Source organism: Clostridium sp. OS1-26 (assembly GCF_030915445.1).
Taxonomy (GTDB): Bacteria; Bacillota; Clostridia; order Clostridiales; family Clostridiaceae; genus Clostridium_AM.
This window is the reverse complement of record NZ_CP133264.1, coordinates 2,896,209-2,921,721: the sequence shown is the minus strand read 5'-3', so window position 1 is coordinate 2,921,721 and position 25,513 is coordinate 2,896,209. Positions and strand designations below refer to the sequence as shown.

The following is a 25,513-nucleotide window of genomic DNA, read 5'->3' as shown; positions in this document are numbered from 1 at the left end:
CTTATAATATAAAAATATTTCTTTCACCTATATAGATGCAATAAAAAGAGGAAAGTCACGTTTTATAAAAAATTTTATCTAAACATACATTTTATTTATTGTACTAATGACTTCTTCATACCATTCTTTAGGAGGCTTTCTATCAGGCATGTTTTTATACAAGAAATTTATTTTACCTCGTACTTCATCGTTGAAAGTATAATTTGATTCTGTATAATCTAACTTTTTAATAAATTTATGTTTATTAGAATCCTTTTGTAAATTATCTCTACTTTTAGAGAACTCAATCCAAGCTTTACAGCTGCAAGGATTATTTACATCTAAAATATTGCAGTGTTTATCAAAGAATGAGTCTAAATTTATATGAGCACGATAAAGAAGGCCTTTTGTTGCACTTTTTGAAATACCAATTATTTTTGAAACTTCCTCTAAAGATAATCCAAACATATCGATTAGTGAGAATGCTATTCTCTGATGTAGTGTGAGCCGTCTCACCATTGCAAGGAAGCAACCATTTTGTAGCTCACGAATAGCCTCTTCTACAATTACCTCATCTTCAGGTTTTGGAGGGTTGTCCGCGAATAAATGTCCCTCTTTTTCAAGGAGATTAATATCATCATAAAGTAATTCACTATAATCTTTATTTTTTCTTTCTTTCATTAGAAAATTATTAAAACATATTTTTCGCAGCCAAGCTTTAATTGCATTTGGATTCTCCAAGGTCTCAATTTTTTGCCATGCACTAATAAATGTTTCTTGTGCTAAATCTTCTGCAGCAGATGGATGACAAGATAACTTTAAAGCATAGTTAAAAACATAAGTCCCATATGTATTTATAAGCATTTCAATATCCATTAATTAACTTCATCCCCATAATTTTTTATCAATTATATCATAAAAATTTATTATTATGTTAATTTTTATAGGTATTTATGGTACTATTCACTGTAAATGGTATAATATAGACTTTTTATCCGATGACTACCCGCTCTAATACTCCCGGCGCACTCTGTGAAAGCGACTATCACCAAATCACAGATTTGGGATATCTGCTTTTCTCCAAGCGGGAGTAAAGAGCAGCTATGTCCCTGGATAACGATTTCCCCTAAAGGATAACGCCTTCTAAGTGCTAAAGACACTAAGAAGCCTGTTAATAAGCATCAGGTGGAGGTTAAATGCCTAAATGGCATTTAACGGGCAGAATTGCCCAGTGGTCGCACACAAACTCCATCTGATGCCAAGAACTCTGTTTATCAAATTAGTAACTTACTAAATTAATTTGAAACTTTTTGTGTTTCTTAAATATCTAATCTATGTAAGAACAATATTGCTGCAGCATTGAAAGAAGGTAGAAAATGTATAACATACAAGAACTTGTTCAGAAAAGTAGAGATGGAGACATTTCTTCATTTATGTCACTTTTAAAAGAAAAGGAAGGGCTAATTTATAATATTTCCTTTTCTTATACAAAGAATTCATATGATGCTGAAGATTGTATATCGGAAGCTTCTATAAAAGCTTTTGACAAATTGAAGCAATTAAGAAAGGAAGAAAAATTTTATTGCTGGTTTATTTCTATACTTATAAATGTATGTAGAAAGAAGATAAAAAATAAGCTAACTGCATCCTCTGATGAGGAACTAAGTCAAATTAGAGATGAGTTTTCCTACCAATCTATTGATGACAGACTTATGGTAGAAGAATTACTTTCTAAACTTAGAAAAGATGAAAGAGATATACTTGCACTTAGATATCTTAAGGATTATTCAATAAAAGAAATTGCAAGTATAATGGACATGCCATTAAGCACAGTAAAAACAAAGATATATAGAAGTTTAAACTTTCTAAGAACTAGAAATGGAGGTGTAAAAAATGAATTATAATATTCCTGATAATTTAATGGATAATGTTGAAAAAAATCTTAGAAAACACGTTGAAAATAGAAAAAGAAAAAAATATATTCATATAGCAGCTGCTGCTATAGTCTCACTATTAATAATACTTCCAATATCTACATTGGCATTGGCTCACTATAATGACAGTATCCTATATAAGCAAGAGATAGATTTAGCACGTGAAAACAAAAATATTACGGAAGTAAATAAAGTATTTAAATATAGAGATGTTCAATTTACAATTAAAGAAATTCTAGCAGATGATATGGGAATGGAAGTTATATACGATGTCTCTGATCCTAGATATTCTATAAATAAAGTTACGTTTTGTGACAAAGATAATAAAGAATTCGAAGCTTGGGGGCAAAGTTTTCCAGATCCAAATTCAGATATTAAAGAAAAATCCTTGTCTATTACTATAAACAATAGTATTGCAGATTACATGCACAATAATCCAATAACTCTAAAAGTAGGTAATCTTTTATTTACTGATAATAAAAAATCTGATAAATTGAATTCTATAATTCACAATAATAATTATAGTAACATTAAGGTTGACTGGACTTTAAAAATGCAGGTACCAATGCAGCCGATTAAAATTATACCTGTAAATAGGGAGTATCCACTTGATATAGGTACATTGAAAATCAATTCATTTAAAGTAGGTGTTTTAAAAAGTATTACGGACTACAGTTTTATGCCAAAAGATAAAAACATAGAATTTATACATCCTTTATTCTCTGTAAGGTTAGATAAAGAATATTTAATTGACGAATGGGGGGACGACTCTAGTACAGATGCAGGCTTAGTTGACACTGGTAGTAAAGACAAGCTTAACTCAGGAGAAAGAACAGGTTCTCATGGAACACAAAAATTTAAATCAGTATACTATAAAAACCCAAATGAAATAGGAATAAAACTAATTGGTATACAAGCAAACTATGTTTTCAGTAATCAAAAAATATATAACATAGATAAAAATAAACTTCCAATGGAATTTGATTGTGATGGAGAAAAGTTTAAAGTTACTTCTGTGGAAGAGAAGAATGATTCTACTGAATGGACTATAGAATACTGCAAAACCAATAGAATATTCAAAGAATTTAACTTTATTTTTTCAGGATCAGATAGCACTATCAGTAATAGTGAAAATATACAATTTAAGGATCAATCTTCAAGAGATAAAATTTATAATTCATTGGTAAAAAAAGTTCCTAATTTAAAAGCCATCGAATATCAATTGGGAAATTTACAAAATGGAGCTGTAATTACAAAGGTTACTACAAATTCTAAATCAACAAAATTAATAATAAATAATGCTGTTAAAAATCTCATTTATGATGAAGAAGAAATAATAATACACAAATAGAAAGCTACAAAAATATGATATAATTTATTAAATTAATTTTAGAAATGGTGATAGTAGAATGAAAAATAAATATTTGATCAATAAACAACTATCAAACACCCGCAGCAATTTTGCCAATCAATAGTTACATCTTCTGCTATTCATATTATCAAGTGATTCTTAGGTTCAGATGTAGTTTGCTTATAAGGATGACTTTCTCCATCTGAACCTTAGAAGAACTTATCCAGGCGCGTAGCAGTGCTTATCCCCCAGTTAAGCAGAGAGCCTAAATCTATGATTTAGTGCGAATCGCTTACTCCTTCGACAATAGGCGAAGGAGTTTCATACAAAGAATGGGGGTGTTAGCAATGGTAGCGATCGGATAAATTAAAGTTAGTAATTCTTTTTGTAACTATATTTTTACTGTTTGTAAGCATTTTGTAACCCATCTATATAATTTGTGAAGTATAGTATAAGCGTAGAAACAAATAGCAAATACCACAAATTAAGGAGCGAATATAGATGAAAAAAATATTTTATTTAGGGTTAATTGGAATACTAAGTTTAGGGGCTACCTCTTTTGTAAAAGCAGCACCAACATCTCAGCCTGTCTCAACTTTCTATGTACAAGGTGGACAAATTACCGTTCATCCTGAAGTGAAAGTTTCGACAAAAGAAGTAAAAGACAGTCAAGAAGCTTATAAAATTAATTTACAAATTCCAGTATTGGAAGGAGTTCAAGATAAAGAAATTCAAACAGCCATTAATACTTTTATAGAAAAAGATGCACTTGAATTTGCAGAGGGTATAAAAAATCGAGGACTTGAATTTGCAGCGGATTCAAAAAAACAAGGCTGGGAAGTAAGACCTTATACTGCTTCTACTAGCTACAAAGTTACCTACAAGCAAAACAATATAGTAAGCATAGCCTGCACTTACTATAATTACACCCTTGGTGCACATGAAAACTATGAAATAAAAACTTTTAATTTCGATCTAACCACTGGAAAACAACTTGCTTTAAAAGATCTATTTAACAAAAACGAAAACTATATCCCTGTTATTAATGAAGAGATTCAAAAACAAATAAAATTAAATTCAAGCAAATATTTTAGTGAAAAAGATCAAGGTTTCGTTAGTATTAACCCAGATCAACCTTTCGGAATCGAAGATGGCAATGTGATTCTTTATTTTAATCCTTATGAAATTGCACCATATTCGACAGGTGCTCCACAGTTTAAGCTTCCCTTCTCACTATTTAAAGGAGGCGTAAAAACAGGATATGAACTCAATGCAGATTCCGTAAAAGTTGTGCCAGAATTAATTTCAGAAAAAAAAGAAGCTTTAATTTCTAATATAAAAATTCCAGTAATAAAAGGTTTGAAAAATGAAAAAATGCAGTCTGAAATAAATAAGGCTTTTCAAAAAAGAGCATTAGAACTTAAAGAACAAATGACAAGCGATGGAAAAAAAGCCTTAGAAGATGCCAAAAATTATGGCTATGAGGCTAGACCTTACATTCTTCTCGTAAATTACGATATTTCTTACAATGAGAAGAATATTATAAGTATTACCAGCACTTATCATCAATATACTGGCGGTGCACATGGAAATACCCTTACTGAAACTTCCAATATAAATCTAAAAACTGGAGAAAAAATATTACTAAAAGATTTCTTTAAGGAAGGAGTAAACTATAAAAAAATAATTGCAGAAGAAATAAAGAAACAAATGGCAGCGGATAATAAATTTTATCCAGGCGCAGCTGCGGCATTAGATTCAATTTCAGACGATCAATCCTTTTACATTGCAGAAGATGGCATCGTAATCTATTACCAGCCATATGAAATTGCCCCTTATGCTGCTGGTACTCCTGAATTTAAAATTCCATTCTCTATGTTAAAAGATAGCTTAAAACTTGATGTAGCTCACTAATTCTAATTTAAAAAATTGTATATGAACAACCACTTAACCTAAGTGCTAGATTAAGTGGTTATTACCTTACTATGCTTCTCTAATTATTTCAACTACCATTTTAGCTGAATTCATTAAATCTTCTATAGCTATATATTCTTCTAGTGTATGAGCTTTTTCCATGCCTACACTTAGGTTAACAGCTTTTATACCATTAGCATTTAGTATATTTGTATCACTTCCACCACCTGTAGAAATAACAGTAGGTTCTATATTCATTTTGGAGAATATTTTCTTTAACATGTTAACTATTTCATCATTTTCATCTACACTAAAGGCTTCATACATTCTTTTAGTTTTTATTTCTATTTCTGCACCAAAATCATCTGCTGCTTGCTTAAATGTGTCTACCATATGTTGAGTTTGAACATCTAGCTTTGAGTTATCTAAACTTCTTGCTTCTGCTAATATTTCTAATTCTGGCATAACTATATTAGTAGCAACTCCTCCTTTTATAGTGCCTATATTTGCTGTAGTATCTTCATCTATTCTTAATAATTTCATATTTTCTATAGCTCTTGATGCAACCATTATTGCACTTATACCTTCTTCTGGGACTAAGCCTGCATGAGCTGGTTTACCCTTTATTTTAACTTCTATGCTATCTTGAGCTGGAGCTTTAACTATTATTTTTCCTGGAGCTCCACCACCATCTAATACAAATGCAAAATCTGCATTTACCTTAGAGTAATCTAAATATTTAGCACCAAATAATCCCCCTTCTTCCCATATAGAGAATACAACTTGTATATCACCATGCTCTATATTATTTTCTTTTATTATTCTTATAGCTTCTAATATAGCTGCTATACCACCTTTGTCATCGGAACCTAATACTGTAGTTCCATCGCTCTTTATTATGCCATTAACTTCATCTATAATAGGCTTTATATCTTCAGCTGGATTAACCGTATCCATGTGAGAACTAAATAGTATGGTTTTTCCTTGTCTAGTTCCTTTTAATGTTGCTATAACATTACCAGTTTCTCCTCCGGATTTTACTCCAGCATCGTCTACATATACCTCAAATCCTAATTGTTCTAACTTTTCTACTAAGACTCTAGCTACCGCACCTTCTTTGGAGCTTGGACTACTTATTTGTACTAATTCTACAAGTTCACCTATTAATCTTTGCCTATTTACCATTATATACTCCCCCATTATGTAAAAATGATCATATTGTGTATAAATTTAACTTTATCACATTCTATATAAATATTCAAATTTGTTAATACTTACCTTAATACGGATTGAAATATTAAACAAAAAACTATAATTACCCAAAGTGCTTTATTGTATAAAAATTACGAATCTACCAAGAGCATTCAAAGAATTATTTCAAAAATGAAAAGAGAAAATAAATAACAAAGTGCGCCATTAGCTAGAAGCTTAATGGCGCATTTTTAATTCAGAAAAATGTTATAGGTTGATGTGGTGATGAAAGCGATGATATCATTTTAATAGTATATTTCTATAGTAAGTTTATTAGAGGTTTACCTTAATATCTAGATAAGCAATTTGTGAGAGGAGTTAAAACAATGAAAAAATTAATTATTATAAATGGAACTATGGGTGTCGGTAAAACTGCAACGAGCAAAACGTTATATAAGAAACTAGAAAATTCAGTATGGCTTGATGGAGATTGGTGCTGGATGATGAATCCATTTATTGTGAACGATGAAAATAAAGAAATGGTTCTAGATAATATTGCCCATCTTTTAAGAAATTTTTTAATGAATTCTTCCCTTAAATATGTAATATTCAATTGGGTAATACATTTGGAAGAAATATTTGATATGGTTTTAAGTAAACTCGATGGGTTAGAATTTGAAGTAATTAAGATAACCCTTATGTGCAATGAAGATAGTTTTAGAGAAAGAGTATCAGCGGATATAGCAAATAATTTAAGAGAGAAGGAAGCTTTAGACATGGGATTAGAACGCATTCCACTATATAAAAATATGAATACTATAAAAATTGATACAAGTGATATTTCTGTTTTAGAAACAACTAATAAAATTATAGAAATTATTAAAAAATAATTAATAATAACATTAACCTTATTGCTTAGTAATCTTGTGAAAATAATTGATTGGTTAAATTTAAAAAAGGACTTACTTTATCACAGTAAGTCCTTGGCTATATCCACATTAATTTAAACTCTAAGATTTATAATTCCGATACTAAAAAGTCTACGTTATTTATGGTATTGTTCTGCGTATCACTTGTAAGTGAGGTTTTTTGACCCTTACCCACTTTAGTAGACACGATAAACTCGTGTTATACTAAAAGTGAAGGAAATGATATTCATGGGAAAACAATATAGTGCAGAATTTAAGTTAGAAGCTGTAAGAAGATATGAAGCTTCAGGTAAATCAAAAGTAAAAAGATTTGAGTTTATCAAGACTAATCGCCATAAATACAGGGTAGCGAAGTTATGCACAGTGCTCAATGTAACAAGAAGTAACTACAAAGTTTCTTAAAAAGTCTTACATTTATATTTCTTATAAATTACAAATCGTAAAACCCTTTCTTTTTATAGTTGATTTATTATTTTTAATTTTTCATTTTTTATCTTATTTGCATTATAATAAACTTTTTCCATATCTATATTTGTAAAGATTCCATCTTTATATACTATATTTCCATCTATTATAGTAAGACATATATCATCTGATTGTGCAGAATAAATTAAATTTGCTAAAACATTATGTACAGGTTGCATATGAGGTTTGTCTAAATCGTAAATTACAATGTCTGCTCTATTTCCAACCTTTATTGATCCACAATCTTTTCTACCTTGAGCTCTAGCACCATTTAAAGAAGAAATTTTCATAATTTCTTTTGTACTTAAAAATAATGGATCTTGATTAATTCCTTTATGTAATAAAGCTGCAAGATTAACCTCTTCTATCATATTTAAATTATTATTACTTGCTGCACCATCTGTTCCAATAGTTACATTTATTTCATGTTCCAACATAGATTTTAAAGGAGCTATCCCACTTCCAAGTTTTAAATTACTGCTTGGACAATGTGCTACTGTAACATTATTTTCTTTAAGTATATCAAAATCATCATCTTCAAGATGAACACAATGTGCTGCTATTGTATTACTTTTGAAAGTTCCGCAATTTAAAAAATATTCTACTGGAGTCATACCAAACCTTTTTTTACATTCTTTTATTTCCAGTTCTGTTTCAGATAAATGAATATGCATATTCATATATGTGTCATTACAATATTCAGAAATTTTTCTAACTGAATCTTCACAAGAAGTATATACAGCATGGATTGAAACATCAGCTTTGATTCTGTCAGTGTTAATATTTTTTATATACTCATTTAACATTGTTGTTTCTTTATAAGCATTTCCATTAAAATAATCTTTTCTGCCTTCAATATCAGCATAACCATATGACAGATTAGCTTTAATTCCTGTTTCATAAACAGCTTTTGATATTCCTTCTAAATTGAAATACATATCATTAAAAGACACTATTCCACTTTTAAGCATTTCCTGAAATTCCTAATAACGATCCATAATAGCAGTCTTCATCTGTAAGAAATGATTCAAATGGCCATATTTTTTCACTTAACCACCTATCAAGTGGTAGTCCTTCCCCATATCCTCTGATTAAAGTCATTGGTACATGACAATGTGTATTAATGAATCCTGGAACTGCAACCTTATTATTCCCATCATAAGTATAGCCAGTATAATTTTCTGGCGTTTCTTTACCTATATAGCTTATTATATTTTCTTCTATAACTATATTAGTATCTTTTATAACATCATAATTTTCATCTATTAGTGTAATATTTTTAATTAACATAAAATCCTCCTATTTTACTATTTTTCTTAAGTAATATCACTTTTAATGCACAAAAAACCACCATAAGCATTGAATTATAAGTTAACTCCATCAAAAGAATTAACTTATAATCAACTATTATGGTAGTTGGTAGAAACGTTCAACCAATTATGAACTTATATAAGTCAAATTTAACTATATTGAAATTTAAATTAATTATACATTACATACATATCTTTTTCAAATTCATCTTTTATATTTTTAATCATCTTAAATTAGCATAATAATTATAACATAATTTATATTTATATATTATTCAAAATGTATTCTCTTTTTAATAATTACTTATAAAAATAAAAAAACTCTCCATCCTCCCCTGTACCCTCCCTTTAAATGCATATATCTTCCTTGAACAACTTAAAGGAAGATGAACAATATGGCTGTAAATAAAGTTTTAAGTTCAACATCATTTCACATTGAAGTAGAAGCTGAAGCAGATAAGACTGGAGCTAAAATCTACAAAAAAACATTCTCAGGTGTTATACCTACCGCTACTCCTCAAAATGTTTTTGATGTAGCTGAAGCTATTAAGGGTGTTTTAAGTGCTGGTATTAAAGATAGCTACTTAAATGAATCCTCAAAATTAGTTAATGCTTAATATAAGCTTTAATTTTCACTAAATTTAACCTTAAGTAGTTTTATGAAAATCTATTTTTAATTAAAACAAAAATCACAGGCGATTATATATCCCCTGTGATTTTTTAGCTTATCTCCTTAAATTTTATTAATATTTCTATATTAATGTTGCTATAAATCTATAAGCAATTACCAGTAAATAGATTGTCTAAAAGATTAGAGAAACCAATTCTAATATTACTTCTTAACGCAATTCAATTTTACTAAAAACCGCATTTACTTATGGTATGCTTCACCATATCATCTTGAAGTGCAAATTTCCTTTTTATTCCTCATTTTGTTTTTTGGGAAAAGTCCAGTTATAAATAAAACTGTTATCCATACTAGAGTTACACTAGCAATATTTTTAACTCCTCCTTGAAGCTTAAGTATATTCATTTCATATAATACATAATATATTATGCCTGCCACAAATAATGGAATAAAAAGCCTTATAAATGATTTTAATAAAGTCTTGTATTCTTTTTTAGAAATAAAGACTCTTTTACCCTGTTTTAATCTTATAGCAAATAATAAAATATATACTACAAGTACAATTCCTAAGGACACTGCAATAACAAAGTTGGTATTTCTATATTTCTCCATCGCATAATATTGTTCAGGTAATGTTCCGGTTTCATATTCTATCCAAAAATTATATATATCTTGTCTTAAGTCTATACCATTATCGCTGTTTGTAAATATAACTATACCATCCTTTTTTTCTGGAATAAGACCATAAACAGCATGCCATCCCCTATTATCTCCACTATGATATAAAAGCTCACTACCATCAGATAGCTTTTTCAAAAAAACTCCTAGTGCAGAATCACCCATTATTGGTTTATGTATCAAATCTACAGTTTCACTTTTTAAAATATTTCTTCCTCTAACCTCATCATTAACTCCATCCATACTAGCTAATATAAACTTTAAAAAATCTGGTACAGTAGCTTTAAGTCCTGCTGCAGCCTTCTCGGTAAAATTATAGTTTGGAATTACTTGATTAAAATATCCATATCCCTTTGACATATTATCATCTGAAAAATTGTTACTAAATGAACTATTATCCATTTTTAGCGGCTTCAATATTTCTTTCTCCATGTATTGCTCAAAAGTTTTTCCTGTTACTTCTTCTATAACTAGCTGTAATAATGTATATCCTCCGCCTGAGTAGCTAACATCACTTCCTGGCTTCATAGCTATTTCTAATGATTTATTAGAAAATTTATTTGTTGATAAAGATTCCTCTATTGTAGATATTTTTTTACCAGGCTCTATTCCTAAGTATCCATGAACATTTAATCCTGCTGTATGACTTAGTAATCTTTTTATAGTTACCTCATCCTTATTAAATTTAGAATCTGGCAAATGCCATCGAGTCAAATATTTCTCGACAGGGTCATCTAGAGATATTCTACCTTCATCTACTAATTTCATAATTCCCCAAGCTGTCAAGCTTTTTGACACTGATGCTGCTTGGAATACTGTATTGTTACTTATAGGTTTATCTTTTACTTTATCTTCTAATCCATAATTCAATACGTATTTAACTTCTCCATCTTTAATTATACCTATAGCTGTTCCTTCTACTCCATAACGTTTTTGCAATTTTGGCACAGACTTGTCTAACTTATCTTTAAACTCTTCTACACTTTTGCTATGTGAAATTTTATTTGATGCAAGGGCAATATTATTGCTCTGTAACAAATTAGTTAACATAACTAAGCTTACTATTGATATTATTAATTTTTCTAACATACCTTTCATTATCTTAACTCCCTTTCTTTTAACTTACAAATATAGTATAAGTTAAGTAGGATACCTGAGCCATTGAACTACATAACGTTTATATTACAGTTTTGTAATGTTTAAATAAAAAAATGTAGCCAGTAAGCTACATCTTTTTCTATTTTTCTTAATTTGCTATCATATCATTTGCATATTTTAGAGTAACAAAGTAGTATATAAAATATCCAATATAATATCCTCCTAAAGTTATAAGTATAGGCATTACTATAGGTCTTTGTATAATCTTTTGTGCAATGGACATTGCAAATAAATTATGCACAGTTCCAACTATTACAGGACATATAAATACAATCATTAACTGCTTTGACAACATTTTTTTAATGTCTTTATTTGTTGCTCCTAATTTCTTAAGCATTATATATCTTTCTTTATCATCATATATACCTGATAACTGCTTAAATAGAATTATGCTTCCTGTACAAAGCAAAAATGCAATGGCTAAAAATATACCTATAAAGAGAAATAACCCATAAATCTGTGTGAGTTCCTTCTTTTCTATAATACTAGATATAAAATTAAATGGATGCTTAAATTTAATATTTTCATCGACTAACCTTTGAATACTTCTAGATACTTCTAGTGATTTTTCTTCATTTTCTATCTTAATTGCTCTTAATTTCCATATATTTTCCTTAGTCTTAATTTCATTAAATACACTATCTTTAACTACTACTAAACTATAAGTTGAATACTTATTTAGCAGTAACTCATCATATTGCTTGCTTACATTAAAAATTTTATTTTCATCTATTAAATTTATTGATTTATTTTCTAAAGTCTCATAAAACAAGTTTGTGGTCTTTTCTTTAATATAATAAATATCATTATTCGTTTTTAAACTAGAATACTCTCTATTTTGATATTTCATTATGCTTTGAAAATCGCTTTCTTTTATAAGTTGTATAAATTCTTCACTAGAAGTACTTATTTTATCTTTTTTATTAACTAATTTATAACTAGCCTTTTTATTTATAAGTTCTATAGTTCTATCAAATTTTATTTGATAATTATTTTTATCTAATATATTATCTATTTCACTATCGACCTTCTGATTTTCAGCGTTTATGTTATAACTGAATTTATAATTTTCTTTTATGTTTTTATCAATATCATAATAAAGATATACTGTATATCCTAAGATTGTAACACTAGTTGCTATTAGTATTGCTATGATTGAAAGCATTTTTGAATTACTGGATATTTTATAACTAACCTCAGAAAAAGCTATTAAGTTCCTTCCTTTGTAATAAAATACTTTATTTCTTTTAATCAAGCTTATCATAAGTGATGTTGCTGACGAGAAAAATAAAAGTGTACCTGGTATTATTAATATTAGAATAACAAATGACAACCTAATTTCCTTAAATAGTAACTGACTTGTAGCTATCATGTATGATATTACTATTAAAATTACTCCAATAATCCCCTTTATTGCAGAAGTTTTTTTAGTATCCAATGGGTCTGTTTCATCTTTAAAGAAGTCAATAATCTTCTTTTTTCTTATTACAATATTATTTCTAATACCAATTACTATAAATATAATTGCAAATGTAACTAAGGTTTGACAAACAACTTTTAAGCTTAAGCTCATCTTAACTACAAGAATTTCTCCCATAAGTTTTACTAAAATCATAGTTATTATTTTAGTAAATATAAATCCTAAAGATACTCCTAAAAATATAGCAATCATTCCTATTATAAAACTTTCATATATAAATAGTCTTGCTATTTGCTTTTTCCTCATTCCAAGCAAGCTATAGGTTCCAATCTCTTGCTTACGTCTATTTATAAAGAACAGATTTGAATAATATATAAACATAAATGAAAACAAAGCTAAAATAATGGATGCTGCATTTATACTTACTATTAATCTTTTATCTATGTTAACTAAAGCTTTATTATACTGTATAGACTTAAAACTAAAGAATATAAATACACTGAAAACTACAGACATAAAATACATAATATAATTAGATAAACTATTCTTTACATTTTTCATGGATATATTAAATAAGTTCATTTCTATCACAACCTTCAAGTAAAGCTACTGTATCTAAAATTTTGTAATAAAATTCTTTATTGTTCTCTCCTTTAGCTAATTCTGTGAATATAATACCATCCTTTATAAATAAAATTCTATTGCAAAAACTTGCGCTTGTTACATCATGAGTTACCATAAGAATTGTAGACTTTCTTTCACTATTTAATTTTGAAAATGTTTCTAATAAATTTCTAGCGGCCTTTGAATCTAAAGCTCCAGTAGGTTCATCTGCTAATATTAATGCAGGATTAGTTACTATAGCTCTGCAAACCGCACCTCTTTGCTTTTGCCCTCCAGATACTTCGTAGGGATATTTGTTTAGAATATCTTTTATATCAATTGTCTCTATTACTTCTTCTATTCTTTTTTCTATTGTAGATACTTTTTCATTCTTTAAAGACAATGGTAACATTATGTTTTCCTTAATAGTAAGTGTGTCTAATAAATTTGAATTTTGAAAAATAAATCCTAAATTATCACGCCTAAAGTCAGCTACTTCGTCTTCATTTAATTTACTTAAATCCTTATTATTTATAATAACTTTACCTGATGTTTGAGTATCTATAGTAGATATTATATTTAATAAGGTAGACTTACCAGCCCCTGATGCTCCCATTATTCCAACAAATTCGCCTCTTTCAATCTTAAAACTAACACCTTTTAAAGCTTCATATTTTAATCCCTTTTTTCCATATTCCTTTTTTACATTTTCTACAGTCAATATATTTCCCATAATATCCTCCTACGCCTTTAGTTCATGAGATTATTATATAAACCATTAATTTCTTTATCGATATCTTTAAATAACATAAACATAACATTTTTGTAATATAACATTCTTCATCTTATAATTTCTATAATATCAGATTAATGCTATAATTCACATATACATGGTTTAGTGCTACTTTTAAATAAAGTTTGAGTGCTTGTAAAATCATATAGCCTATTGTGTTAGTCAAACTTTTTTATAAATTTCATTTATAGTTTTAATGATTCATGTTGCTTAGTAGATATGTTTTACTCAATATGTTTTACAAATTTATACTTGGAGGTACTTAATGTTTCGAATAATGATAATTGAAGATGATGTAACCTTAAAAAATGAAATTGGAGAAGAACTTACAAAGTGGAAACATTCTGTTTATAAAATAAATAACTTAGAAAATATAATGGAGGAATTTAATGCTTTTAATCCTCAACTAGTTTTACTAGATATAAACCTTCCTTTTTATGATGGCTTTCATTGGTGTAACGAAATAAGAAAGATCTCTAAAGTACCAATAATATTTATATCTTCTAGAAGCACTAACCTAGATATTATAATGGGTGTAAACTTAGGTGCAGATGATTATATACAAAAACCTTTTTCAATAGATGTGCTAATTGCAAAGATTAATGCCATTTTAAGAAGAACTTATAATTTTAACGAAATGGCTTCTGATAAAATTGTTCATAATGAAGTAATCTTAGATTTGTCTACAGCTCTTCTTTTATATAAAAATAATACTATAGAATTGAGCAAAAATGAGCTGAAAATACTTCATGAATTAATGAAAAATATAGGAAAAATAGTAAGCCGTGATAAACTCATGAAAAAACTCTGGGATAGCGATTGGTATGTTGATGATAGCACATTGACTGTAAATATAAATAGGCTAAGAGGAAAATTAAAAGAAGTTGGACTTGATACTTTTATAGAAACTAAGAGAGGTTTAGGCTACATTATAATGTAGTGATAAAGAATTATTATGAGATTTATAGATTTTATTAAAGATAAATTTGGATTATTTATTTTCAACTTTTCTTTTTTAGCTTTTGTTATTTTAGTTATTATCTTCTCGCCATTAGATATAATTTTACTTGACACTATATCATATATAGTCATTGTAAATTTAATATTTTTAAGCTTTTATATATGTATTAGCTATTATAAAAAAAATATTTTTTTCCATTCGCTAAGCGAATGCATTAATATTAATAGGTTTAATGATATTAATTTATTCAAACTTACTAATGAAGAAAAAATATATGTTAAGCTTTTAAAAAACTGCCAAGAACAATGGGAAGATTCCATGAATAAAATTAGTAATAACTTTCAAAGAAATACAGAAATTATGGATATGTGGGTACATGATATAAAAATGCCTATATCAATATTAAAGCTTATAATAGAAAGAAATGAAAATCCATCCTGTGAACAGCTTTTAGATAAAATAGACAATGAAGTTATGCGAATTGAAAATTCTGTTGAGCGAGTACTCTATTTGTCAAGACTCGAAGATTTTCATAATGACTTTCTTATTCAAGAAGTTCAACTTGAAAAAATATTAAGAGAAATAATTCGAAGGTATTCTAAATATTTTATTTCTAAGAAAATTAAATTGAATCTAGATAATGTAGCTTTTATTTGTTTATCTGATAAAAAATGGCTTTCATTTATATTTGACCAACTAATAAATAATGCTCTAAAATATACTAAATCTGAGGATTCTATATCTATAACAGGTGAAAAAAAGGATAATTCGCTCATAGTAATTATAAGAGATACTGGATGCGGCATAAAAAAGGAAGACTTAAACAGAATTTTCAATAAAGGATTTACTGGGAATAACGGTAGAAACAATGCGAAATCTACAGGACTTGGGCTATATCTAGTAAAAGAGCTATGTAATAAGCTTGAACATAACATAATTGTAAACTCAATATATAATGAATTCACAGAGTTTATCATTGTATTTAAGCAAAATATCTGATTCATAGAAAGTGTAAAATATTCTGTGTAAACTCCAATGTGGAATATAATAAAAAATATATATTCATATTGAAAAAATTTTAATAGAGTTTACACAAATTTATTGACAGACTCTATGAAAAGAATAAAAACTAAAAAGACTATAGTAAAGTTTATTCTCTAAACTCTTATTACAGTCTTTTTACTCTCTCTTTTTATATTAAACTAAAAAATATTTAATTTTAAATGTAAAACACACTAATAATATGTAAGTATATTATAAACTTCTTAAAACTAGGTTTATGTATAGTGACACAATTTAAGCTTGTCTAATATTTGTAGACTTTATAAATCTTAAGATTATATAAACACCAAATATTATCGTATAAGTGCTTAATTTTAACCAATCTATTTTTTCTTTGCCTACTAATATAATTAAAATATGAAGATATGCTAAGAGATAGAAAAGATATGCTCATCTTTGCAACTTCTTCCATTGACGACCTTCCATTTTAAGTCTTACCTTTTTAAGTGAAGTAATAAACAATGGTATCATTATAATAAATCCTATAGTCCCAATAATTATGTAACTCACGTATATTACCGATAAAGAACCATTCATCGCTTTAATAATAAAACGAATTAAATATATAAGACCATGTGGTAATAAAAGAATGGAAGCTATAATAGCTAATTCAGCTCTAATTCTTAATAATTTTCTTGTAATTGTCCACCTTGCTTTTAAAGCACCTGCAAACATAATTAATATAAAAAACGATATTGAAAAAATACCTTTTATGGATGCTTTCTCTAGGATAGAAATAAATCCATAAAGTTTCATATTAGAAGTAAGTCTTGAGATTTCGTATATGGTTGTACTAATTGCTATTAATCCTGATAATGAGTAATAAAACCAATAATGTTTCTTAATACTTGATGTAAAAACTAGTGATAAAACTGCTGCAAAAATTAGTGAATAAATTAAAACCATATTAATTCTCCTTTATAATTAAAATGATAATGAATATCATTATCATTTTAGTGAAATCCTCTGAGAAAGTCAATAAATAATTATTACCTTTATACAATTAAACACGCAGCTATTCTGAAGGACGTAGAAAGCATGGAAAAGAGGCAAATATACTTGATTACCTGTACGAAAGCTCAAGAACGCTTTTAATCCATCTGAGAGAAGATATGATGGATAAAGCGAAAAGCGTAGGAAAAGATATAATATATGAACCTTTTAAATTATACGAAAAAGAATTGAATGCCATGATTGAATTAATAAAAAATGGAATGTTAGGTGAGAAAGTAAATGTTTTTAAAAGTAGAAAATTTAAAGAAAAGCTATAAGACCGGTGAGATAATTACAGCAGTTCTAAAAGGTGTAGGAATGGATTTAGACAAGGGGGAAATTGGAGTTATACTTGGTCCTTCAGGCTCCGGGAAGTCAACCCTTCTTAATATTATAGGTGGAATTGACAGATGCGACTCCGGTATTATTTCAGTGGATAATATTGAAATTACTAAATTAAATGATACAAAGCTCACAGACTACAGAAGAGAAAGTTTAGGCTTTATATTTCAGTTTTACAACTTAATACCTAATCTTACTGTAGGAGAAAATATAGAGGTTGTTTCAAACATAAGCATATCCCCTCTTAACACTGATGAAGTTTTAGAAGCGGTAGGTATGATTGATAAAAAGCATAGATTTCCCAGGGAATTAAGTGGTGGTGAACAGCAGAGAGTTTCCATTGCAAGGGCAATAGTTAAAAATCCAAAACTTTTATTATGTGATGAACCAACCGGTGCACTTGATTTTTCAACCTCCAGGGAGATATTGAAGCTTCTTCAGAAAATCAACAAAGATTTTGGCTCAACAATACTTATGATAACACATAACACTGCAATCAGTGCTATGGCTAATAGAGTTTATAAGGTAAGAAGTGGAGAAATCGTAGAGAGCATAGTCAATAAGACAACTACGCCTGCAGAAAGGATTGAGTGGTAATGATCATAAATAAAAAAATTAAAAGGACCATGTTGGAAAGCAAATCTCAATACCTTGGTTCCTTATTGCTTATTATTTTTAGCTGCCTCCTTTTTACAATGTTTAATTTAGTTTCAGTCAACTTAACCGGACTATTATCCTCTTTTGAAAGAGACTATAAGCAGGAAGATGTAAATTTTATGACCGATAAAAAATTAAATAATATTGAAGCTTTAGAGTCAAAATTCGATATGAGCATAGAAGAATCAAAGTCAATTGATTATTCCATATCAAAGAATAAAACACTGAGAATATTCCGAGAAAATACTAAAGTTGATATACCTGCAATAATTGAAGGTAAAACTCTAAGTGGCGGCCATATTCTTATTGATCCCTCCTATGCAAAAGCTAATAAATTAAAGATTGGTGACCGCATAAAAATATATAATCAGAATTTCACTATTTCCGGCTTTATGTCTCTGCCGAATTATATATATCCATTAAAATCAGAATCAGATATACTGAATGATCCAAACAGTTTTGGTATAGCAGTAATAGGAAAAGATGATTTTAACCTTCTAAATAGAGGCAATAGTTTTTATGCTATAAGATTTAATGGTGATAGAAGCAATTTAGATAATAAAATATCTCAATTTAAAGATTACTTAAGAACTGAAAATTTTATTATCCTCAGCTGGATGAATGTAACGGATAACCCAAGAGTAACCTATATGACTGCAAAGCTTGCCGGGATTGATGAGATGAGTTCATCTATGCCTGTAAGTATACTACTTCTTACCTGCATATTAACGGGTATAGTAATGTGGAGAATGCTAAAGAGAGAAGCTCCTATTATAGGCACTCTTTATGCATTAGGTTATAAAAAGAGAGAGATTATGAAACATTACCTTTTGTATCCTTTAGTTATCTCATTATTAGGCGGTGTAATTGGAACTATACTTGGAACCATAACCTTAAGACCTATGATTTCCTATTATGTGTCATACTTTAATATACCTGTAGGTTCTTTAAGCTTTAATGTAAATTATCTTATAATAAGTGTTCTGCTTCCGGTAATCTTTTTAATTATCTTCAGCTATTTTGTTGTAAATAAATCACTTAAAGATTCACCTGTTGAACTTATGAGAGGCGGAAAGAAAAAAAATAAGGTTGGCTTCATAGAAAGAAGGATAAAGCTTGATAAGTTAAGTTTCAATACTAAGTTTAGAATAAGAGAACTGCTTAGAAGCATTCCAAGAAGTGCATTTCTTTTACTTGGTGTTATTATGGCAACGATGCTGCTCTTAATGGGCTTTGCAGCAAAGAGTTCTATGGACTACTTAATCAAAGATTCTTTTAGTGAAGCATTTAAATATAATTATCAATATGTATTCAACTCTGTTCAAAATGGTAAACCGGAAAAAGGTGAAGCTTTCTCTGAAATACCCTTTGCATTAAAATCAGACAACAAGCTAACTTTCACGGTATATGGTGTAAGTCCTAATTCTCAGTATATTTCCTTTAAAGATAAAGCAGGCAATGTATTGAAATCTGATAGAGTTATTATAACAAGACCTCTAGCTGATAAGCTTAACATAAAACCAAAGGATACTGCTAAAGTTATTAACAGACTGGACTCAAAAGAGCATAATATAACAGTCGATAGTATAGCAGAAACTTACGTAGGTGAATATATTTATATACCTCTTGATAAACTTAATGATATGCTGGGATTCCCCTCAGTCAGCTATACGGGGCTATGGAGTTCAGAAAAAATAGATATTCCAGAAAACAAGCTATTAGCTGCTGTAACAGTTGATGATATGAGAAATGCCTTTAATACAATGACAAGACCCCTTCAGGCCGTTATAGGAGGTATAGCTTTTATGTCCTTTATAATTGGGCTTATAGTAATATATGTTGTTACTTCCCTTATTATAGAGGAAAATAAGGAAACCATCTCTCTTATGAAGGTCTTAGGCTACAGAAAGAAGGAGATTTATTCTCTGATTTTAAACAGTTCCTCTTTTATAGTAGTAATCGGCTATATTCTTGGAGTATCACTGCTTCTTGCATCCTTAAGTGCTATGTTTAAATCAATAACCAAAAACATGAGTGTCTCCTTCCCCGTAACTATAAACTACATTTATGTTTTAGTAGGTTTCATTATAATATACTTAACCTATGAACTATCAAAGTTATTAAGCAGAAGAAAGATAACTAGAATCTCCATGGCTGAAGCTTTAAAGTCTCGAATGGAATAGAATAAGCTAATTCAGGCCAATCTCTTTTAAAACTAGAGGTTGGCTTGAACTATATAGCATCTGAGTATTCTCTTTCTTGATGATAAAACGGCTTATACTATAGCTTCTAAAAGTTCTATATTCTCTACTACCTTTAAAACATGTATCTCCATTCCATCTCTTACTTTTATATTTAATAAATTTTTATTATCTTTAATGAAGATTACTCCTTTTTTATGCATATTTTTTATTTTGCTTCTTGAAAGTCCAAGTTTGTCACTTAAAAGCTTATCTACTCTCAGTTCTATCGGATACTTACAAACAATTTCAATAACAAGTTCATTTTCATTTATATAATATGCTTCTAATTTCTTTTGGATTAATTTATAATTTACATGTTCTAAAATAACTTCGGCTTTATTTTTATTATATATACTTAAATTAAAAGCATATTCTCTAGCTAATCCTTTATCATTCGAAAGAAATCTTTCATACTCATATTTATTAATCTCATAAGGCTTCATTCTTTCGTATATTGTCATATTCCAAGTTGATTTACATTTTTCACATTGATAAATTAGCCAAATGTCAATGTTATTTTTATTTGCATTTACCCTAAATTTTTCACTACTTATATAATGTGCTTTTTCATTACATTTAGGACAATTTCTTTTTACTATTGGTAAATTTTCAGGGACTAGTTCCCATTGATATTTTTTTAAATAGCTCATTTTGCTCCTCCTAGTCATTCAACTTTTAGGGCTTGCAAAGGCTATTTCATCATATTTTTATAATAATGCAACAGCCTCTGCTATGCATTAAAAATATCTCTTGTCATAAATAGTTCCTCCAATCTTTTTTCTATATATATTTTATCAACTCCACATACTACATAAAACCTCATTCTTGTTTCATAAATATAAATGAGCCAATATGATAAAAATCATATTGACTCAATACTTTTATAGAAAAGATTGAAACTTATCAGCTTTATCCTTCTCAGCATATCTATAAACACGACAATCGTGATCTCCCAGATATAACACAGGATCAACTTATGTTCATTGATGGATACTTATATATTTATAGATTTGGTTTTCCACCCGCTTCATTTGAGGTAATGTTTAAGCCAACAATCAAAAATTCGACTTCTCCAAGAGCTTTGGGACAATGCTCTACTCCCTTTGGCACAACAAACATTTCATCTTCAAACAGCTCAATGTTTTTATCTCTCAGTTGTATGGTCAATTGACCTTTGTAAAGAATGAATAGCTCATCTTGATCCTCATGCATATGCCATTTTGTCTCACCTATTCCTTTAGCAAGTTTAAACAATTGCCCATTGGCCTCTCCGATTATTTTCTGAGACCAGTGTTCATTGATAGATGCAAGTTCTTTACGTATATTGACTTTATCCATGGCACTACCTCCTTTAAGTTTATAATACACAATCACATGTGCGAACTGTTAAAATCCAAGTTCTTCGTTCACCAACCAAACCTCCAAAGATCTCTGGTTTAAATTATTTTCAATCAGTACTGACACTTGGCATATACGTTCCGGACTGCGACAGTCCTGACACTTACCAGTAATGCGGCAAGGCAGATTTCGATTCAATCGTTCAGCATTTTTGGGACATGCTACAGTTTTGATTCGTTCCAGAGCGGAAGAATAATCTGGTGCAAGTTTGTTTTTCCCAGCGATAATGATAACTCGGGGAGGCCCAAAGAACAAGGCTGCTGTTCGATTTCCTACTCCATCAATATTTAATAGTCTGCCATCCTCAATGACTGCGTTGCTGCTGGAAACATATACATCCGCATTCATGGCATCTTTCAACAGCTTCGGTACTTTCTCACCAGAAACCCGCCAGTGCCAAAGTACATTTTTTCCACTGTTCATTAGGGCTTCATATGCTCCTAATTCTTGAAGAGTCATTGATCCGCCAAAAGCCGTCGTCTGACCATCTTTAATTGTCTCTAGCAATGCACCAAGTGCTTCTGAACGACTTGGAAATACCCTCGCACTGATTCCTCTCTTCTCAAACTGTTTGGCAACATGTATTAACTTATTCATATAACCCCTCCTCTTAATTAGATGATATATTTGCAATTTATATATCTTATGCTATCATAGAGATATTAATTAGTAAAATTAATGATATTAATGATAACAATCGATAAATACGATTGATGATGAGGTGAAGTAATGGAATTACGTCAATTAAACACATTTGTTACCGTAGCTAAATTTAATAATTTTACAAAAGCTGCAGCCTATCTAGGCTATTCACAGTCCTCTGTAACCTCCCAAATACAATTGTTGGAAAAAGAATTAGAAGTTCACTTATTTGACCGAATAGGAAAAAATATATTTTTGACTCACGAGGGTGAGAAACTTCTGGCCTACTCCAAACAGATAATTAAACTTTACAATGAAGCGAAAAACTCCATAACTGCATCTAATGAACTAGAAGGGACCATAACTATCGGAGCAAGCGAATCACTCTGTACCTTAAGGTTACCTCTTCTTTTCAAGGAATTCCATCAGCGATATCCTGCAGTTAAAATAATTCTAAAAATGGCAAGTTGTAATGAATCACAAACATTATTAAGAGAAAATGAAATTGATGTGGCTTTTGTAATTAGCTCGAAAATATGTACTTCCGAATTCATTTCAGATCTGGAATTTCCAGAACCTGCGGCTTTGCTGGCAATTCCAGGGCACCCGCTTTCTTTCAAACATCATATTTCTCCTGAAGATATAGCCTCATACACTGTAATCCTTTCACAAAGGGGTTGCAGGTATCGTAGCACTTTTGAGAAGAACTTAGAAGAGGCTGGGGTTTTTCCTAAGTATATTATAGAAGCTGGCAGTATCCAGGCTATTAAACAGCTTACCATAAGTGGTATGGGAATAACACTACTTCCTCGAATTGCAGTTGAGGATGAATTGAACAGGAATCTGTTAGTTGAGCTTGATTGGGCGGGAACTAGTTTTGACTTGGTAACACAAATGCTTTACCACAAAGACAAGTGGGTTTCACCGGCATTAAAGGCTTTCCTGGATCTGGCAAAAGAAGCAATGAAGCATTGATATCTCAACTAAAAGAACTTGGCGTTGTAAAGAATAAACGCCTTATGGTAAATCCCATGGTAATGGAATGCAATATCGCCCGCTCTGCGGATGCGGGCCGATTTATTTTTTTAAATCTTCCTTTATTCTTTCCTCTGAATAACTTTCTCTCTTTACATTATTTAATCCTAGATTAACAGAACCATAAGCTAACATACTATCTATCTGCTTATCTATTTCATATTGCTGTTTATTACGTCTCTTTGTATGTCTTCCTAGTTCCATATCTATCTCTGTCTCTTTATCAATCATAATAATACCTCACACCAAATTGCTGTATTTAAACTTTCATATATAATTTGTCCTAATATATATCTAAAAATACATATGATATAATTAATATGAAACTCCTTCTCCTATCGTCGAATGAGTAAGCGATCATATCAAAATCATAGATTTTGTATGCCTGCTTATAGTATTAATTATAATTTTGAGTCTCTATATCGGTAAATCTCTTATTTCAATCTCTGTGCCTTCGGGTGCTTTAATTTTAAATAAATATCCATCTTCAACTTTATATACTATCTCTCCATTTTTAATCTTAAAGTTTGTATATCCTAATTTTTTTATTCTATCAAATTCTTCTTGAACATTATCCACTAAAAAGCACATATGAACTATTCCTTCATTTAATGGACTCCAACTTTTTAATTTATCTCCCTTTTTACCAGTCTGTAATTCAATCATGAATGTTCCTAATCTTAACCATGTATTAAAATTTCTTTTATGAAAATTTGCAGTTTCTGTAACTAGTTCAAATCCTAAAATTTTAGTATAAAATTGAAGTGATTCTTCATATTTTTCCGTTTGAATACATACATGGTGCATCATTTTTATGCTCATAATTACATCTCCTTTAGCAACTTAATTACAAAATATTGTTTAGTATTTATTTATCATCCTTGCTAGGGCACACCTCATTTACATAATCCCAATATTCTCCTGGAGTTAATGGTTTTGGTTCAGTAATCATTTCTCTACATTCTCTTACCATTTCAAGATATTTTTCTTTTTTCTCTTGACTAATCTCAACACATTCCATAAAAATCACCTCCAAGAACATTGATTTTGGCTTATATACTACATTTTAATATATTTCTATCTATTATTTAAAAGTATTATAAAACTCTTTTAGCTCAGCTTTTACTTCTTCTGAAAGATTATGCCATCGAATTCCCTCTACCGCGCCTTCTAAAGCATATAACCTATTTATGCACGCAGAGTCATCAATACTTTTTATTCTCAACCAAGCTTGCTTACTTCCAATTTCAATTAATTGTTTTATTGTTTCTATTCCAACTTTATTCAATTGTTGTTCAACTGTTTTCCCAATATTGGGTAAGGCAGACAATTCTCCCATAACATCATTCCTCCATCTATTTACATATCCATACAATTATATACTCCATTATATTATATCTTTATTTTTTTTACCCCATTTACACATTTCATTAATTATAGGAACTAGCGATAGACCTTTTTCAGACAAAGAATACTCTACTTTTGGAGGAATTTGAGGATATTCCTTACGTGCAACAATTCCATCATTCTCTAATTCTCTGAGTTGACCACTTAACATTTTATGCGTAATATAAGGTATATTTCGTTTTAGTTCGCCGTACCGTAATGTACATTCACAAGCCAATTCATAGATTATTTTCATTTTCCATTTACCACTAATAATAGCAAGGGTATATTCAAAAGGGGCTTGTTTACTACGACATAATGTATTCATCTAAGTTACACTCTCCTAACGGTAAGTATGCTACAAAAAAGTGCATACTTTCTTTTTGCTTCAAAGTTATTATAATAAAAAATGTAAAGAAAATAAATACCAAATATTACACA

General features: G+C 29.3%; 28 protein-coding genes and 1 riboswitch. Of the genes, 12 read left to right on the top strand and 16 right to left on the bottom strand.

What is annotated here, in order from left to right; translation table 11 throughout:
* Positions 1–78 precede the first annotated feature (78 nt).
* The gene (locus RCG18_RS14240; protein ID WP_308041911.1) at positions 79–855 is read right to left on the bottom strand and encodes an RNA polymerase sigma factor; all 777 of its coding nucleotides are present in this window, start codon (positions 853–855) and stop codon (positions 79–81) included.
* A gap of 500 nt (positions 856–1,355) precedes the next feature.
* On the opposite strand from RCG18_RS14240, the gene RCG18_RS14235 reads away from it, so the two are divergent.
* The 3 genes from RCG18_RS14235 to RCG18_RS14225 all read left to right on the top strand — a co-directional run bounded on the left by RCG18_RS14235 (position 1,356) and on the right by RCG18_RS14225 (position 5,178).
* Positions 1,356–1,883, top strand: a complete 528-nt coding sequence (locus tag RCG18_RS14235) for a sigma-70 family RNA polymerase sigma factor (RefSeq protein WP_308041910.1) — start codon at positions 1,356–1,358, stop codon at positions 1,881–1,883.
* Entirely contained in the window at positions 1,873–3,264 is a 1,392-nt protein-coding gene (locus tag RCG18_RS14230; protein WP_308041909.1) for a DUF4179 domain-containing protein, read from the top strand. The genes RCG18_RS14235 and RCG18_RS14230 overlap by 11 nt, the downstream gene beginning before the upstream one ends.
* Before the next feature lie 501 nt (positions 3,265–3,765).
* Entirely contained in the window at positions 3,766–5,178 is a 1,413-nt protein-coding gene (locus tag RCG18_RS14225; protein WP_308041908.1) for a PdaC/SigV domain-containing protein, read from the top strand.
* Positions 5,179–5,247: 69 nt separating this feature from the next.
* Here RCG18_RS14225 and RCG18_RS14220 read toward each other — a convergent pair whose 3' ends face one another.
* Positions 5,248–6,363: a M20/M25/M40 family metallo-hydrolase gene (locus RCG18_RS14220; protein WP_308041907.1), complete on the bottom strand. Its 1,116-nt coding sequence runs from the start codon at positions 6,361–6,363 to the stop codon at positions 5,248–5,250.
* 392 nt (positions 6,364–6,755) lie between these two features.
* Here RCG18_RS14220 and RCG18_RS14215 point away from each other — a divergent pair, with 392 nt between their 5' ends.
* Both RCG18_RS14215 and RCG18_RS14210 read left to right on the top strand, forming a co-directional pair.
* Positions 6,756–7,259, top strand: a complete 504-nt coding sequence (locus tag RCG18_RS14215; RefSeq protein WP_308041906.1) for an AAA family ATPase — start codon at positions 6,756–6,758, stop codon at positions 7,257–7,259.
* Between the two features lie 267 nt (positions 7,260–7,526).
* Positions 7,527–7,700: a hypothetical protein gene (locus RCG18_RS14210; protein WP_308041905.1), complete on the top strand. Its 174-nt coding sequence runs from the start codon at positions 7,527–7,529 to the stop codon at positions 7,698–7,700.
* 53 nt (positions 7,701–7,753) lie between these two features.
* Here RCG18_RS14210 and RCG18_RS14205 read toward each other — a convergent pair whose 3' ends face one another.
* Positions 7,754–8,734, bottom strand: a complete 981-nt coding sequence (locus tag RCG18_RS14205) for an amidohydrolase (RefSeq protein WP_308041904.1) — start codon at positions 8,732–8,734, stop codon at positions 7,754–7,756.
* Positions 8,727–9,053 carry an amidohydrolase family protein gene (locus RCG18_RS14200; RefSeq protein ID WP_308041903.1) on the bottom strand — a complete coding sequence of 109 codons (327 nt, stop codon included), beginning with the start codon at positions 9,051–9,053 and terminating at the stop codon, positions 8,727–8,729. The genes RCG18_RS14205 and RCG18_RS14200 overlap by 8 nt, the downstream gene beginning before the upstream one ends.
* 87 nt (positions 9,054–9,140) lie before the next feature.
* Positions 9,141–9,236, bottom strand: a riboswitch (purine riboswitch).
* Positions 9,237–9,468: 232 nt separating this feature from the next.
* Between RCG18_RS14200 and RCG18_RS14195 the strand changes: the two genes are divergently transcribed.
* The gene (locus RCG18_RS14195) at positions 9,469–9,690 is read left to right on the top strand and encodes a DUF1659 domain-containing protein (RefSeq protein WP_308041902.1); all 222 of its coding nucleotides are present in this window, start codon (positions 9,469–9,471) and stop codon (positions 9,688–9,690) included.
* 278 nt (positions 9,691–9,968) lie between these two features.
* On the opposite strand, the gene RCG18_RS14190 is transcribed toward RCG18_RS14195, so the two are convergent.
* From RCG18_RS14190 to RCG18_RS14180, 3 genes are all read right to left on the bottom strand, one after another.
* Positions 9,969–11,477, bottom strand: a complete 1,509-nt coding sequence (locus RCG18_RS14190) for a serine hydrolase domain-containing protein (protein ID WP_308041901.1) — start codon at positions 11,475–11,477, stop codon at positions 9,969–9,971.
* A gap of 148 nt (positions 11,478–11,625) precedes the next feature.
* Positions 11,626–13,539 (bottom strand): FtsX-like permease family protein, encoded by a 1,914-nt coding sequence (locus tag RCG18_RS14185; RefSeq protein WP_308041900.1) that lies wholly within the window; start codon positions 13,537–13,539, stop codon positions 11,626–11,628.
* Positions 13,526–14,293 (bottom strand): ABC transporter ATP-binding protein, encoded by a 768-nt coding sequence (locus RCG18_RS14180; protein WP_308041899.1) that lies wholly within the window; start codon positions 14,291–14,293, stop codon positions 13,526–13,528. The genes RCG18_RS14185 and RCG18_RS14180 overlap by 14 nt, the downstream gene beginning before the upstream one ends.
* A 325-nt stretch (positions 14,294–14,618) precedes the next feature.
* Between RCG18_RS14180 and RCG18_RS14175 the strand changes: the two genes are divergently transcribed.
* On the top strand, positions 14,619–15,293 hold the full coding sequence (locus RCG18_RS14175; protein ID WP_308041898.1) for a response regulator transcription factor: 675 nt from the start codon (positions 14,619–14,621) through the stop codon (positions 15,291–15,293).
* Between the two features lie 339 nt (positions 15,294–15,632).
* Positions 15,633–16,313 (top strand): ATP-binding protein, encoded by a 681-nt coding sequence (locus RCG18_RS14170; RefSeq protein ID WP_308041897.1) that lies wholly within the window; start codon positions 15,633–15,635, stop codon positions 16,311–16,313.
* A 453-nt stretch (positions 16,314–16,766) separates the two neighbouring features.
* Here the strand turns inward: RCG18_RS14170 and RCG18_RS14165 are convergent, their stop codons facing one another.
* On the bottom strand, positions 16,767–17,282 hold the full coding sequence (locus RCG18_RS14165) for a ferric reductase-like transmembrane domain-containing protein (RefSeq protein ID WP_308041896.1): 516 nt from the start codon (positions 17,280–17,282) through the stop codon (positions 16,767–16,769).
* Positions 17,283–17,488: 206 nt separating this feature from the next.
* Here RCG18_RS14165 and RCG18_RS14160 point away from each other — a divergent pair, with 206 nt between their 5' ends.
* Genes RCG18_RS14160 through RCG18_RS14150 form a run of 3 tightly spaced genes read left to right on the top strand, consistent with a single transcriptional unit; the run spans position 17,489 to position 20,551 of the window.
* Positions 17,489–17,647 (top strand): hypothetical protein, encoded by a 159-nt coding sequence (locus RCG18_RS14160; RefSeq protein WP_308041895.1) that lies wholly within the window; start codon positions 17,489–17,491, stop codon positions 17,645–17,647.
* Positions 17,610–18,308: an ABC transporter ATP-binding protein gene (locus RCG18_RS14155; RefSeq protein WP_308041894.1), complete on the top strand. Its 699-nt coding sequence runs from the start codon at positions 17,610–17,612 to the stop codon at positions 18,306–18,308. Before RCG18_RS14160 ends, RCG18_RS14155 begins: the two co-directional genes overlap by 38 nt.
* Positions 18,308–20,551, top strand: coding sequence for an ABC transporter permease (locus RCG18_RS14150; RefSeq protein WP_308041893.1), 2,244 nt, complete (start codon positions 18,308–18,310; stop codon positions 20,549–20,551). Before RCG18_RS14155 ends, RCG18_RS14150 begins: the two co-directional genes overlap by 1 nt.
* Positions 20,552–20,643: 92 nt before the next feature.
* Here the strand turns inward: RCG18_RS14150 and RCG18_RS14145 are convergent, their stop codons facing one another.
* From RCG18_RS14145 to RCG18_RS14135, 3 genes are all read right to left on the bottom strand, one after another.
* A complete protein-coding gene (locus RCG18_RS14145; RefSeq protein WP_308041892.1) occupies positions 20,644–21,261 on the bottom strand; it encodes a DUF1062 domain-containing protein in 618 nt (205 codons plus the stop codon).
* A 352-nt stretch (positions 21,262–21,613) separates the two neighbouring features.
* A complete protein-coding gene (locus tag RCG18_RS14140) occupies positions 21,614–21,949 on the bottom strand; it encodes a cupin domain-containing protein (RefSeq protein WP_308041891.1) in 336 nt (111 codons plus the stop codon).
* Between the two features lie 48 nt (positions 21,950–21,997).
* Positions 21,998–22,606: a lactate utilization protein gene (locus tag RCG18_RS14135; protein ID WP_308041890.1), complete on the bottom strand. Its 609-nt coding sequence runs from the start codon at positions 22,604–22,606 to the stop codon at positions 21,998–22,000.
* Positions 22,607–22,738: 132 nt separating this feature from the next.
* On the opposite strand from RCG18_RS14135, the gene RCG18_RS14130 reads away from it, so the two are divergent.
* The gene (locus RCG18_RS14130; protein ID WP_308041889.1) at positions 22,739–23,626 is read left to right on the top strand and encodes a LysR family transcriptional regulator; all 888 of its coding nucleotides are present in this window, start codon (positions 22,739–22,741) and stop codon (positions 23,624–23,626) included.
* Positions 23,627–23,728: 102 nt separating this feature from the next.
* On the opposite strand, the gene RCG18_RS14125 is transcribed toward RCG18_RS14130, so the two are convergent.
* The 5 genes from RCG18_RS14125 to RCG18_RS14105 form a co-directional block, all read right to left on the bottom strand.
* Positions 23,729–23,917: a hypothetical protein gene (locus RCG18_RS14125; protein WP_308041888.1), complete on the bottom strand. Its 189-nt coding sequence runs from the start codon at positions 23,915–23,917 to the stop codon at positions 23,729–23,731.
* 186 nt (positions 23,918–24,103) lie between these two features.
* Positions 24,104–24,508 carry a VOC family protein gene (locus RCG18_RS14120; RefSeq protein WP_308041887.1) on the bottom strand — a complete coding sequence of 135 codons (405 nt, stop codon included), beginning with the start codon at positions 24,506–24,508 and terminating at the stop codon, positions 24,104–24,106.
* Positions 24,509–24,554: 46 nt separating this feature from the next.
* On the bottom strand, positions 24,555–24,707 hold the full coding sequence (locus tag RCG18_RS14115; RefSeq protein WP_308041886.1) for a hypothetical protein: 153 nt from the start codon (positions 24,705–24,707) through the stop codon (positions 24,555–24,557).
* 63 nt (positions 24,708–24,770) lie between these two features.
* Positions 24,771–25,025, bottom strand: coding sequence for a TfoX/Sxy family protein (locus RCG18_RS14110; RefSeq protein ID WP_308041885.1), 255 nt, complete (start codon positions 25,023–25,025; stop codon positions 24,771–24,773).
* Positions 25,026–25,073: 48 nt separating this feature from the next.
* Positions 25,074–25,400: a helix-turn-helix domain-containing protein gene (locus RCG18_RS14105; protein ID WP_308041884.1), complete on the bottom strand. Its 327-nt coding sequence runs from the start codon at positions 25,398–25,400 to the stop codon at positions 25,074–25,076.
* Positions 25,401–25,513 lie beyond the last annotated feature (113 nt).